This window comes from Paenibacillus sp. Y951, assembly GCF_056786395.1.
In genome coordinates this window covers 120,295-132,823 of record NZ_JBXCIY010000001.1, presented here as the reverse complement: position 1 = coordinate 132,823, position 12,529 = coordinate 120,295, and the positions used below count along the sequence as shown (strand labels likewise).

19 protein-coding genes are annotated in these 12,529 nt (G+C 40.9%); 5 read left to right on the top strand and 14 right to left on the bottom strand.

Going from position 1 to position 12,529, the window contains the following annotated elements; genetic code table 11:
- Positions 1 to 111: 111 nt before the first annotated feature.
- Positions 112 to 759, bottom strand: a complete 648-nt coding sequence (locus AC1TPB_RS00680) for an O-methyltransferase (RefSeq protein WP_482063644.1) — start codon at positions 757 to 759, stop codon at positions 112 to 114.
- 174 nt (positions 760 to 933) lie between these two features.
- Between AC1TPB_RS00680 and AC1TPB_RS00675 the strand changes: the two genes are divergently transcribed.
- Positions 934 to 2,073 (top strand): THUMP domain-containing class I SAM-dependent RNA methyltransferase, encoded by a 1,140-nt coding sequence (locus tag AC1TPB_RS00675; RefSeq protein ID WP_482074733.1) that lies wholly within the window; start codon positions 934 to 936, stop codon positions 2,071 to 2,073.
- Positions 2,074 to 2,209: 136 nt separating this feature from the next.
- Here the strand turns inward: AC1TPB_RS00675 and AC1TPB_RS00670 are convergent, their stop codons facing one another.
- From AC1TPB_RS00670 to queF, 13 genes are all read right to left on the bottom strand, one after another.
- A complete protein-coding gene (locus AC1TPB_RS00670; RefSeq protein WP_482074732.1) occupies positions 2,210 to 3,634 on the bottom strand; it encodes a PDZ domain-containing protein in 1,425 nt (474 codons plus the stop codon).
- Between the two features lie 83 nt (positions 3,635 to 3,717).
- Positions 3,718 to 3,945 carry a YuzB family protein gene (locus AC1TPB_RS00665; protein ID WP_482063225.1) on the bottom strand — a complete coding sequence of 76 codons (228 nt, stop codon included), beginning with the start codon at positions 3,943 to 3,945 and terminating at the stop codon, positions 3,718 to 3,720.
- 39 nt (positions 3,946 to 3,984) lie between these two features.
- Complete coding sequence (locus tag AC1TPB_RS00660) at positions 3,985 to 4,287, bottom strand: iron-sulfur cluster assembly accessory protein (RefSeq protein ID WP_482074731.1); 303 nt, start codon at positions 4,285 to 4,287, stop codon at positions 3,985 to 3,987.
- Positions 4,288 to 4,327: 40 nt separating this feature from the next.
- Positions 4,328 to 4,564 carry a hypothetical protein gene (locus tag AC1TPB_RS00655; RefSeq protein ID WP_482063223.1) on the bottom strand — a complete coding sequence of 79 codons (237 nt, stop codon included), beginning with the start codon at positions 4,562 to 4,564 and terminating at the stop codon, positions 4,328 to 4,330.
- Positions 4,565 to 4,819: 255 nt separating this feature from the next.
- The gene (gene racE / locus AC1TPB_RS00650; protein WP_482074730.1) at positions 4,820 to 5,722 is read right to left on the bottom strand and encodes a glutamate racemase; all 903 of its coding nucleotides are present in this window, start codon (positions 5,720 to 5,722) and stop codon (positions 4,820 to 4,822) included.
- 72 nt (positions 5,723 to 5,794) lie between these two features.
- Positions 5,795 to 6,127, bottom strand: coding sequence for a YtxH domain-containing protein (locus tag AC1TPB_RS00645; RefSeq protein WP_482074729.1), 333 nt, complete (start codon positions 6,125 to 6,127; stop codon positions 5,795 to 5,797).
- Positions 6,128 to 6,424: 297 nt separating this feature from the next.
- Positions 6,425 to 6,862 carry a DUF948 domain-containing protein gene (locus tag AC1TPB_RS00640; protein ID WP_482074728.1) on the bottom strand — a complete coding sequence of 146 codons (438 nt, stop codon included), beginning with the start codon at positions 6,860 to 6,862 and terminating at the stop codon, positions 6,425 to 6,427.
- Between the two features lie 250 nt (positions 6,863 to 7,112).
- Positions 7,113 to 7,481, bottom strand: a complete 369-nt coding sequence (locus tag AC1TPB_RS00635) for a hypothetical protein (RefSeq protein ID WP_482074727.1) — start codon at positions 7,479 to 7,481, stop codon at positions 7,113 to 7,115.
- A gap of 68 nt (positions 7,482 to 7,549) precedes the next feature.
- Positions 7,550 to 8,194: a helix-turn-helix transcriptional regulator gene (locus AC1TPB_RS00630; protein WP_482074726.1), complete on the bottom strand. Its 645-nt coding sequence runs from the start codon at positions 8,192 to 8,194 to the stop codon at positions 7,550 to 7,552.
- 40 nt (positions 8,195 to 8,234) lie between these two features.
- Positions 8,235 to 8,657 (bottom strand): DUF86 domain-containing protein, encoded by a 423-nt coding sequence (locus AC1TPB_RS00625; RefSeq protein ID WP_482074725.1) that lies wholly within the window; start codon positions 8,655 to 8,657, stop codon positions 8,235 to 8,237.
- Between the two features lie 151 nt (positions 8,658 to 8,808).
- Complete coding sequence (locus tag AC1TPB_RS00620; protein ID WP_482063217.1) at positions 8,809 to 9,096, bottom strand: Dabb family protein; 288 nt, start codon at positions 9,094 to 9,096, stop codon at positions 8,809 to 8,811.
- A gap of 491 nt (positions 9,097 to 9,587) precedes the next feature.
- Positions 9,588 to 9,995, bottom strand: a complete 408-nt coding sequence (locus tag AC1TPB_RS00615) for a cupredoxin domain-containing protein (protein WP_482074724.1) — start codon at positions 9,993 to 9,995, stop codon at positions 9,588 to 9,590.
- A 432-nt stretch (positions 9,996 to 10,427) separates the two neighbouring features.
- Positions 10,428 to 10,925 carry a preQ(1) synthase gene (gene queF, locus AC1TPB_RS00610; protein WP_482074723.1) on the bottom strand — a complete coding sequence of 166 codons (498 nt, stop codon included), beginning with the start codon at positions 10,923 to 10,925 and terminating at the stop codon, positions 10,428 to 10,430.
- 593 nt (positions 10,926 to 11,518) lie between these two features.
- On the opposite strand from queF, the gene AC1TPB_RS00605 reads away from it, so the two are divergent.
- Genes AC1TPB_RS00605 through AC1TPB_RS00590 form a run of 4 tightly spaced genes read left to right on the top strand, consistent with a single transcriptional unit; the run spans position 11,519 to position 12,525 of the window.
- Positions 11,519 to 11,686, top strand: a complete 168-nt coding sequence (locus tag AC1TPB_RS00605; protein WP_482074722.1) for a hypothetical protein — start codon at positions 11,519 to 11,521, stop codon at positions 11,684 to 11,686.
- A 13-nt stretch (positions 11,687 to 11,699) separates the two neighbouring features.
- Positions 11,700 to 11,933: a hypothetical protein gene (locus AC1TPB_RS00600; RefSeq protein ID WP_482074721.1), complete on the top strand. Its 234-nt coding sequence runs from the start codon at positions 11,700 to 11,702 to the stop codon at positions 11,931 to 11,933.
- Positions 11,930 to 12,163: a hypothetical protein gene (locus AC1TPB_RS00595; protein ID WP_482074720.1), complete on the top strand. Its 234-nt coding sequence runs from the start codon at positions 11,930 to 11,932 to the stop codon at positions 12,161 to 12,163. The genes AC1TPB_RS00600 and AC1TPB_RS00595 overlap by 4 nt, the downstream gene beginning before the upstream one ends.
- Positions 12,160 to 12,525, top strand: a complete 366-nt coding sequence (locus tag AC1TPB_RS00590) for a hypothetical protein (protein WP_482074719.1) — start codon at positions 12,160 to 12,162, stop codon at positions 12,523 to 12,525. The genes AC1TPB_RS00595 and AC1TPB_RS00590 overlap by 4 nt, the downstream gene beginning before the upstream one ends.
- Positions 12,526 to 12,529 lie beyond the last annotated feature (4 nt).

Here is a 12,529-nt window from a genome sequence, read left to right as displayed (position 1 = left end):
TGATCCTCGAATAGTTTTTTTCACCATTTCTAGGATTACCTTTTCTAAATATGAACTATATAGCAGTGGTGTAATTACACACTTCACATTATAACCAGCTTTGTTCGATATTTACTTCACTCTCGCAATCGCTAACCCATCATACCCCGGCAGAAGTGTGCTCTCTAATCGAGGATCGCTCACGAGTTGCTTATTAAATGCTCGAACTGCTTGAACTGCTGGACCTTGCTTCGCTTCATTCACTGTACGACCACGTAGTAATATATTATCGGCTATAATTAATGCACCTGGATCTGCCATCTTGATCGCATACTCCAAATAGATCGGATACCCTTCCTTATCAGCATCAATAAAGAACAGTTGATATTTCTGTCCTGATTGATATAACTCCTCCAAGCTAGCCTTTGCATCGCCAACTTTATAGCTAATACAATGACCAAAGCCCGCTTCTGTCACATGCTTTTGTGCAACTTCTGCATACTGAGGTAGTAACTCAAGACAAGTAAGCTGACCTCCTGTTTGCAATCCACGAGCAAGACAGACACCACTATAGCCACCTAAAGCTCCGATTTCTAATGCGTTCGTCACTCGATTCATCGCTACGAGCATCGTTAGTAATTTCCCATATCCATCAGCTACGGCAATGTCGGGCATGCCTTGCGCTACTGTTCCTTCACGAATCGTTTCTAGTACTTCATCACGCTCGAATAAACCATCTATATACTGTTCTTCTATGTTCACAATAATATTTCCCTTCATTTTTAAATATTTATGCAAAAAGCTATATTTTTGCCTACACTTTATTGTATGATTTTAAAGGCATTGTGACAAGAAGCGCTATTATTAGCATATCACTTTGTAATTAAGCTAATTTAAGATACAATATCTTTATAAGATTATAAGCTAATAGAAAAAAGAAATGAGTGTTAACAGATGGCTAAACTGAATTTAATCGCTACTGCTCCAATGGGACTAGAAGCAATTGTAGCTCGTGAACTGAAAGAGCTTGGATATACAGATACACAAACGGAGAATGGTCGAGTTAATTTTACAGGTGATTTCCTTGATATTGCTCGTACAAATCTATGGTTACGATCCGCTGGTCGTGTACTCGTTAATATGGGAAGATTTCAAGCGACGACTTTCGATGACTTATTTGAAGGGGTAAAAGCACTTAATTGGGATGAATGGTTACCTGCTAATGCGGAGTTCCCTGTCAATGGTCGCTCTCACAAATCACAGCTAACAAGCGTACCGGCTGTACAAGGTGTCGTAAAAAAAGCAATCGTAGAGAAATTGAAAGAAAAGCATAATACCGAATGGTTTCCAGAGGACGGTCCACTGTATGTTCTCGAAGTAACATTACTGAATGATGAAGCATTACTGACGATCGATACCTCAGGTTCTGGATTGCATAAACGTGGTTATCGTATTGCGGCAACAGCCGCACCACTACGTGAAACGATGGCTGCTGCTATTATTTCACTATCTCGTTGGACGCCTGACCGTCCACTATATGACCCATTCTGTGGATCAGGCACTATTCTTATTGAAGCTGCTATGCAAGCTTGGAATATCGCACCTGGGACGCGCCGTAGCTTTGATAGTGAAGCATGGGACAACATCCCAGGCGAAATTTGGGAGAAAGCTCGTGAAGAGGCATTAGATTCTGTTAAGGACGATGTTAAGCTGCAAATTACAGGATCTGATATTGATCCGCATGCGATTGATATTGCGACGCAAGCAGTTCGTCGTGCTGGCTTCGGCAAAGAAATTAAGCTACATGTCTTACCTGTAGCTAAAATTAAGCCTGAAGGAGACTATGGTGTTATAATCTCTAACCCTCCATACGGTGAGCGACTTGGTGATGAGACTGAAGCGGAATTAGCGCTGCGTCAACTTGGTAAAGCATCACTTTATTATCCAACTTGGTCACATTTCATATTCAGTCCTTCTCTTGAAGTTGAACATTATATGGGCAAAATAGCAGACAAAAAACGTAAGCTTTACAATGGTCGAATTCAATGTAACTTAGTACAGTTCTTTGGTCCGTTGCCACCTCGTAATAAATAGAAAACCAAATAAATAAGGGATGCGACGAGATGATCAGCCTGGCTATCGTCTCGTCGCATCCCTTTTTCTATTGAATTCTTATGTAGTTACACTACTTACATTACGCTATAAATTCCGATTTATCCCAATTGTTTCATTACAATGTTGTATTAGGTTGGTGCTCTTCTATCCACAGCAATATATCTTCAAATGAAGTTACAGCCACAATATTGAGCGTTGGCGCCGACAAAAACGCTTCATCCATCCCATCTGTCGGCACGAAAAACACATCAGCTGTCGTGCGACTCACTGCATAAGCCTTCTGTGCAATCCCACCTACCATACCAACTGTTCCATCCGGTTCTATCGTACCTGTGCCCGCTATTTTCAGCCCACCGGTTAGATCACCTTCTGTTAGTTGGTCGAGAAAAGCTAACGTTAGCATCGCGCCATGCGATGGTCCGCCAGCATGAGCAAGGTATGACTGAAAGGTAAGCTCTTCCTCCAGCTCTGTACGATACGCATTTTGTACAGCTACGCCAAGCACTGCTCTATTATCCCCATCCGTTGATGCAATAGTAGAAACAGTATAATTCGCAGGCTGACCATCTCGTAGCAACTCTAATTGAACCTCATCGCCCGCGACTACATGTGAACTCATATACGTAATGAGTGCTGCAGCATCGTGTAATAGCTCTCCATTAATTCGAGTAACAATATCACCTGCTTGAATGACTCCATCTGCTGGCGAATTCGCTACGATAGCCATCACTTGAACTCCATCATAAATAATCGCCTCACCTAGACCAGCGCGTTCCCATGCTACTGCAGCTGCAAGCTGATTCGCATTCGTCTTCATCGCTGCGACTTGACTGTATGTTTCAGATATACTTGGCTCGTTTTCTGCTTGTTTTTCCATCTTGTAAGCAGGAAACATTGCTGCGTAGAGCCAATCAACCGGAAACGCAGGTCGTTCGAATACAAGCACACCTTCAATAATTCCATTGTTCTCTGAAGACGGCTCTCCAATTGTAGCATATGTATTCATATTCATCGTCATCCCTGGGTACGTCACATTATAACCAGTTGGACAGAGCAGTACGAGCAGAATAATGCCGTATAACACAATCAGTTGAATGATTGAACGATATGTTGGTTTCGGTTGATCAGCGCGCATCATAGTATGACTTCTACTGTATTTATTACTTCGCATAGCAATGATCGCACACCATAGTAACTCCCCAATAATACAGCCGACCGTGATCATCGCTACAACAATAAGCAATAGCAAATACTGTAATGGTTGAGTTAGAATGACGATCATCGTCACTGATCCGATCATTACAATGATCCGTAATATCGTTACGCCTAGACTACGTTGTACATTCTGCATACTCCGCCATATCGCGCCAATGATCCAGCATAGCGGAATGAGATTAACCACATAATATAATTGATCAATATATTGTATCCATTCCTTTCCACTCGCAAAAAAGAAAGAAGCAGGCAGCCACATTAGCTGAAATATAATGATTGCACATAGAATACTAACAAACCCACTAATGTACCAGCCTCTATTCATCTTTACGCTCGCTCTCTATCGGCAGATAAAAAGTCCTTCAGCTTATGGACAACCATTTAAGTGAAGGACTTTATGCTACGCTATTATTTTTTCAGATAAACCAACGCTTTTTCGATCGCTTCATCTTCAGTTGCACCCTTAATGTATCGACCGTTAATGAATACAAATGGAGTTCTTTTGCATGGTCCACAATATGATTTGCAGCCTACTCTAATTTCAGCGTTCGGTGCAAGCTTCTCTATTTTTGCAACTGTCGTCTTCATTTTCATATGTCTGCATTCATCACAGACTCTGATGTCATTCGTCGCCATCGTTCCTCTTCCCATTTCCCATTATACTTAATATTCCGATTAATGGTCCCCGTGATTACCTTTTGAAGGATTTGAAATCTCAAAGCCTTCCTCTGGCGCATAGAAATAATCTACACGAATACCATCCAAAAACTCATTATCTTTTTCTAGAATAACATCAATTCCACTATCCGTCGATACAACGACATCTTTATCTGTAGGCTCATCAACGCCTAAACCATAATGGGCATGATCGCCATGGGCATGAGTAACAAATACGCGTAATAGCTTACCTGCACTTTCTGGCTTGTCTAATTCAACCTTCAACATTTTTGCTGCGTTACGAGAAATTTTGCATTTCATTGCTTGTCCGCTCCTTTAGTTGTATGTAATAAACATGGATCTATCTTGTTATATTATACTTCTTAGCCATTCTACTCGCAAACCATTCTGCAATAATCATTGTAAATGCGATATCATCAACGGGTAGAAACGGCATAAAATCAGGTGCAATCCAATAAATAAGGACAGGTATAACAAACAAACCTTTCTCCCATAACGCTACCGTCGGAGAAGTAATAATTTTATATATTAATTGGAACGTATGCTTCCAATGTCCAAGTGACAATAATTTTCTCATATAATCGCTCCTAAAACTTTTCATTGGGATAATGGAATACTTCTTGCATATGAAAAGTAACTACGTAAGCATAAACTTACTGAGTTAATTTCATGTTATGTTCTCCATCTTTTATGTTATTTAGTATATCCTACTATTTATGCGATTGCGTACTGGACTTTTAGCTAGTTAATCATTATGAACTTCCGTTGCGAAATTATAGAGGGGATAATTCTGGGCATCTTGCCCAAAACTACCCCCTGCTTTTATATATTATTATAAATGAATATTATTCACGCTATTTATCCATTGTGGCTCATAAGATCGAAGTTCTTCGGCTAGCCACTGCCTTGCTATAGCTTGAAACTTAATCAGATCTCCACTGCATACAAAGCAAATCTCGCTTTTTTCCAGTGTTATATTGGAAAACTCATCATCTACAGTCTTATCTACAAATGAATTTGTCGTCACGCTTGTATTATGTTCATTATTAGCTTCAACTTGCTCGTGTTGACCTTGCTTATTCAATATGGCAATGACTTCTATCGCTGTTTCTTCAGCAGAATGAATAAGTGTAACTGCTTCTCCCATGACCTCGGCAATCGTATCCGCTAGAAATGGATAGTGTGTACAGCCTAATATTAAGCAATCAATTGGATATGAACGCATATGCATAATGGAGTCATATACGATCTTGTATGCCTTGGCTGATTCATACTCACCCTTCTCTACAAGTGGAACGAAAGCTGGACATGCCTCACTTACAATCTGGATATCTTCCGCAAGCTGAAGCAGTGCTTGATCGTAAGCCTTGCTCTTAATCGTACCTTCTGTACCGATTACCCCAATATAACCTGTCTTTGTGCCACGAAGTGCGGCTCTAGCACCAGGCTCGATCACGCCAATAATCGGAATTGAAAGACTCGCACGAATATGATCAAGCGCTACTGCAGTTGCTGTATTACATGCAATGACGACAAGCTTCGGATCATACTGAAGTAAATATTGTACAACTTCCTTCGTAAACTGCATAACTTCATCGCTGGATCTTGGCCCGTAAGGTGCACGAAGTGTATCGCCGAAATAGACAATTTCTTCTTGCGGCAATTGCTTCATCAATTCCTTCACTACCGTTAAACCACCTACACCAGAATCTAACACTGCTATTGGTCGTTGCACAATTCCACCGCTTTCTCCGTTCTTGACTCTGCCCTTAAGTAGTATTAATTATTGCCTTTTAATATGCAAGAATTAATTATGAGGAATTTCTTGCTGTGGCTCTTCCTGTTCGGTCGTATGACAAATTTGCTTCCTGCCGCTCATAATATTTTGCACACCATGCTTCGCTTCTGACACGAACTTCACCGTGCGATCCTCAAGTTGTCTGCTCGTTTCATAGACCGTTTCTGTTACATGATCAACTGCCTTCACCGTTACTTCCGCAACTTTTTCCGCTCCTACTTTAATATCTGAACGCAATTCTTTGCCACTTTTCGGTGCGAATAATAACGCCGTTACGCTACCTACTACCCCACCCGTAATGATTCCTGCCAAAAATGCTGTTCCACGTTTCGTTAATTTCATCGTTAACACTCCCCATCTTTTTTTTACTTGCCACAAGCTGTGAAACAAAACCCAGCAACGTGTACGAGTACACAAGCGATCAAATGCTCGAAACTTCCAATGAAAGTTCAAAAATTGGGCTTTCGCAAGCCGAGCAGGTGAAATGCTACTTGAGAAAGGCGGAAGCGCAAGTGTACGTAATTGGTACATGCGAACCTACAATGTTTCTGCAAGAAACATACATCGGAAGCTGATGCTATACTTTCCAAGTTCATTTCAGATGCGATGTCGACTACGCTACAACGCATCACATCGTTATCAAAGTCCTTTTTTTGAACTACCCTGCCATAATTGCCACGCAGACACCGCTAGCTCAGCCCATTGTATAGCATCCTCTACTTGACGCTCAGCCTTCTCTTGCTGCACATACTTCAATGCTCGATGTGAAAGCTTACCTGTTACCTCATCTACCATTGCAGCAGTATGTTCAATCGTTTGGCTAATCTGTTTTGTTGCCTGAACAATTCCTTGTGCGGCTTGCACGCTGCTCGAGATTGCCTTAACAGTCTCATCCGTTGATTGAATGAGAATACTGCACTCAAGTGAAAGTCTACTAATGTCTTGCTTCATATCAGTCGCAGTTGCTGTTAATACGTTCATACGAACAACTAATGATCGTAATGTCACAATTAAAGCAATAACGAGAATGACAAAGGCTCCTGTAGCGATCCAAATACTATATTCAATCGTTAACATAGCTCCTCCTCATACCGATAAATTTGGACATAGTCATCGATTACACTTTTGCAACCATTTTTCTATTAACTAGACATATGCCTATTCGCGTAACACATTATAAGCAGAATGGGCTTGTGTTGACACAACAATTTATTTTATTTTTCAAATCAGTATTAGTAGCTACTTCATGTACATGTTTTTAACCCAATATGTGGAGGCTGCTCCGAGAACTAATTGCTAGTGCGGAGGGTGTGATTAGTTCTCTCTGCTAAGGCGAAGGTGCAGGGATGAAGAACAAGGTGACTTTTTGCTTTGTTTCGGGCGGGAGCATAGGTTTGAGAGTGAATAAAGTAACTTTTTGCTTTGTTTCGGGCGAAAGCATGGGTTTGGGAGGGAATAAGGTAACTTTTTGCTTTGTTTCGGGCGAAAGCATGGGTTTGGGAGGGAATAAGGTAAATTTTTGCTTTGTTTCGGGCGAAAGCATGGGTTTGGGAGGGAATAAGGTAAATTTTTGCTTTGTTTCGGGCGAAAGCATGGGTTTGGGAGGGAATAAGGTAACTTTTTGCTTTGTTTCGTGCAGGAGCACGGATTCCGGAGAGAAAAAGTAAAAAAAGAGCAGCGCCCAACTCGTCATCATTCCATGACTTTTGGCTGCTACTCTTTATCTATTTCTAGCGCAATGTGTAGGCGCTGTTCATCTTAGCTTCAAGCTTCAGCTACGGCGTTACTGGACATTTGAATACGATAATTGCATTTCGTTCCACCTTTAGCTAGACATTCCGTACGCTCTATCTTTGTTCCAAGTAAGTCCTGAAACAACTCTAGCTCGCATTGGCATGCTTGGTGATAACGATCTGCAACACCTTTTATCGGGCAATTGTATTCTTCGATATAGTAGTAATGCTGATCCCGCTTCGCTTCAGCCATATAACCGCCAGCATTCTGAATAGCAACAAGCTCATCAACCTTCTCGGCCAAATCCTTCTGCCTCATTCTAGCTTCATAGCGATCTAATAGCTTACGCTTACGCCCTTGAAACATCATATCGATATATGGTGCAGTTTCAGGATTATTATCTAGTTCACTAAGCAGGTCAACCGTAAGCATATGATAATTTCGCGGAAACAGTTCTTCAGATTTACGCGTTAGCTCATAAGCATGACTTGGCCGCCCCATACTTTGCTTCACTGAAATAATTTGCACATAATCTTGCTTTGCTAACTCGTGTAAATGTCTTCGTATCGCCATTTCTGTCAGCTGAAGTTGTTGGGATAATATGCTAATTTGCATTCGCCCTTGACTACGTAATTTGTACAGTATAGCGTCACGGGTTGAACTCGTCGGCTTCATTATTGCCCACCTCGCTTCCATTGCAATACGAGCTAATCTATTAAGCTAGCTCTTTCTCAACATACTGCTCGACCGCTGCTTTGAAGCCAATTAATACAGCCGGTAGCTTCCCTAATAACGGATGTAACTCTGAACTTTTCCATTTATAATAATCCTGTACAAGCGGCTTGCGAAGACGTACTAATTCCAATAGATCCGGAACCATACTTTCTGGATAGACACCCTCGCCACTAGTAATCTCTATAATATCCTCGTAACTACTTGCATCGCGCATCAGAAAACCATCTATCAGGTAGCTACCAATATCCGTTACAATTTCTATCGCTAGATGTAATGCTCGCTCTTGCGCTAATGCTTGTAGTGCCGCGCCATCCCATTGCTCATTTAATTGTTCCATTGATGCAGTTAGCGTCGGAATTGTCGCGAGCCGAACAGCTATTTGTTCATGATTGACGAAGTACACAAATTCACCGCCTCTAGCAAGTCATTAATTGTTGTTAGACTTATTTTTCTTTTTCGCTTTACGCTTTAGCCAAACTCCCATCACAATACAGCTTACAATAATGATAACAAGATATGTGGCCATTTCATATACATCGCGCATAAATTACCTCTTAGCTTTCGTAGTCAACTGCTACAGAAGATTCACGCACAGTGCTCATATGCTCGATCACCTTTTGGTGAACGGGATGCACTTGATATGCATCAAGATCCGCCATAGTATCGAATTTCGTAATAAGTGCAATATCGTATGAACGTTCAGAGTGGATAATATCTACTCCAACTTCAATGTATTTCAATTGCTCAATTTTACCTTCCATATTGCGAAGCACTTCAGCAGTAACTTCCACTTTCTCAGGGCTATTATCCTTTAACTTAAAAAATACAATGTGTGTAATCAATGAGATTGCCTCCTAAAATTCACGATAATTACGTCTATATGACGCTAGTACTAGTCTAATGATACCCTATGTTGCTTCTAGCCGACAACTATCTACTTTAGAGGAAGTTCAAAAAGTAGACTTTGATAACGAAGTAACGCAGGTAGTATATTCGACATCGAATATGAAGCGAACTTGGGAAGTCCGGTGCGCGCATGTACCAATAACGTACATTTGCGTTTCCTCCTTCCACAAGTAGCGCTCCATCTTCTCGATTCTGAAAGCCCACTTTTTGAACCTCTATTGGAAGTGAAAACTCAGTTAACGAACTTTTTTGGAAGCTTCGTGCTTAATATTGACCGCTCGTGTACTCATACCGTACACGTTGCTGGGTATTGTTATAATGCTTGTGATCACGCAGATTATGCTAGAGTTGATTCGGCAACGAATATACCATTTCGACAGAAAAGACTGTCGAGATCAACTCGACAGCCTCTTCTACTTCTACCTTATTAAGCTGCAGTAATAATCAGCTTTGCAGTCATTGTTAAGTGACCTTGTCCGCAAGGAATATTACATTCAATTAGATATTCACCTGGTTCGTCAAATGTCACATCTGTTTCTGGGTTTTCTTTGTTCAAAGATATTGCCACACCATCAACGTCAACTAGATCATTAATATCAATACCGTGTAGACCGCTCTTGTTAGAGAACTTCATTCTAACAGTTTCGCCAACTTTAGCTGTAAATTCTTCTTGGTTAAACGTAAAATCATCTGCAGCAATAATCTTCATTAGTTCTACGCCTTCTGGTAGATCTGCTGTTTCATCTTTTGGCTTATCTGGTAAGCCGAAAGCAAGTAAACTTACAGCCATAACTGTAGCAATTGATACTAATGTGAACATAATCCATTTTTGCATTGCAAAGTGCTCCCCTTTATACTCATAATGTCTAATTTCTATATTACCTAACAATACCCAATCTGCTCAACCTATAACTAATATAACTTGAATTTTTTTTGGGAATTATGACAAAATGATGAACATTTCGCGAATTATGCAGACATATTTTCATTTAATACTCGTCCCTTACAAAAACCTCGGACATAACAGAACATACGATCTCATTATATCCCATAGATGTTTATTTATGCAAGTGAAGAGGTCGTACACCTTTTTCACATAAATAAGCTTCAACAATTGCAGGATTGCCAAAGCTTAGCCTAAGTCGATTAAGATGTCGTATATAATGCTTTATTTACATTAGAAATGATCGTCGCCCCCCTCATATTTTCAGTTACTATTAATTTAGGAGGGACTTCGACCTAATTATACTAACGATATAAGCCGCGATTAGCGATTATCAATTTTCTCAGGGTATAGATCATGATTCAACAGACGATAGTCAGCCATTTGTTCATATTTCGTGCCAGGACGACCCCAATTCGTATACGGATCGATCGAAATACCACCACGTGGCGTAAATTTACCCCACACTTCAATATAACGTGGCTCCATTAATTCGATAAGATCGTTCATAATAATATTCATGCAATCTTCATGGAAATCGCCATGATTACGGAAGCTGAACAAATATAACTTTAATGATTTACTCTCTACCATCTTTACATCGGGAATGTAAGAAATGTAGATCGTTGCAAAATCTGGCTGCCCTGTAATTGGACATAGACTCGTAAATTCAGGACAATTGAATTTAACAAAGTAGTCGCGATTTGGATGCTTATTATCGAACGATTCAAGTATTTCCGGTGTGTAATTAAACGAATATTGCGTACCTTGATTGCCAAGCAATGTAATACGATCAAGCTCTTCTTTTTTTCTGCCTTCCATTAATAACCCCTGCTTTCATTATGTTATATCTGCATAAATTCACTTCAGATACGATGATACTTCAAACCCTGTTCGTAGTAAATTGTCACTGTGACGCCAATTTTGGCGTTACAGCTAAACATTCGGAACCACTCTCGATCTGTAGCACCAATTTTGGCGTTACAACCACACTTTCGGAGACACTCTCGATCTGTAGCACCAATTTTGGCGTTACAGCCACACTTTCGGAGACACTCTCGATCTGTAACACCAATTTTGGCGTTACAGCCACACTTTCGGAGACACTCTCGATCTGTAACACCAATTTTGGCGTTACAGCCACACTTTCGGAGACACTCTCGATCTGTAACACCAATTTTGGCGTTACAGCCCTGTGTACGTAATTAGTACACGCGGATATACAATGTTCCTGGAAGAAACATTCCTCGAAAGTATCAATTCACTTCATATTCGACGCCGAGTGCGCTACGTTTGAACAATGAAACAAAACCCAGCAATGTGTACTGTTTGAGTACACGAGCGATCAAATGCTCGAAACTTCAAATAAAAGTTCAAAAAGTGGGCTTTCGCAAACCGAGCAGGTGAAACGCTACTTGAGAAAGGCAGAAGCGCAAGTGTACGTTATTGGTACACGCGAACCTACAATGTTTCTGCAAGAAACATACATCGGAAGATTACGCTATACTTTCCAAGTTCGCTTCAGATGCGAAGTCGAATATGCTACGTCAGCATACACATCGCTATCAAAGTCCACTTTTTGAACTACCCTTTACAATGAGAGTTCAAAAAGTGGGCTTTCAGAACCGAGAAGATGGAGCACTACTTGAGAAAAGCGGAAGCGCAAGTGTACGTTATTGGTACACGCGAACCTACAATGTTTCTGCAAGAAACATACATCGGAAGATTACGCTATACTTTCCAAGTTCGTTTCAGATGCGAAGTCGAATATGCTACGTCAGCATACACATCGCTATCAAAGTCCACTTTTTGAACTACCCTTTACAATGAGAGTTCAAAAAGTGGGCTTTCAGAACCAAGCAGGTGAAACGCTACTTGAGAAAGGCGGAAGCGCAAGTGTACGTTATTGGTACACGCGAACCTACAATGTTTCTGCAAGAAACATACATCGGAAGATTACGCTATACTTTCCAAGTTCGTTTCAGATGCGAAGTCGAATATGCTACGTCAGCATACACACCGTTATCAAAGTCCACTTTTTGAACTACCCTTTACAATGAGAGTTCAAAAAGTGGGCTTTCAGAACCAAGCAGGTGAAACGCTACCTGAGAAAGGCGGAAGCGCAAGTGTACGTTATTGGTACACGCGAACCGTACTTTCCAAGTTCGTTTCAGATGCGAAGTCGAATATGCTACGTCAGCATACGCATCGTTATCAAAGCCCGCTTTTTGAACTACCCTTTACAATGAGAGTTCAAAAAGTGGGCTTTCAGAACCAAGCAGGTGAAACGCTACTTGAGAAAGGCGGAAGCGCAAGTGTACATGATTACGTACACGCGAACCGTACTTTCCAAGTTCGTTTCAGATGCGAAGTCGAATATGCTACGTCAGCATACTCATCGTTATCAAAGTCCGCTTTTTGAACTA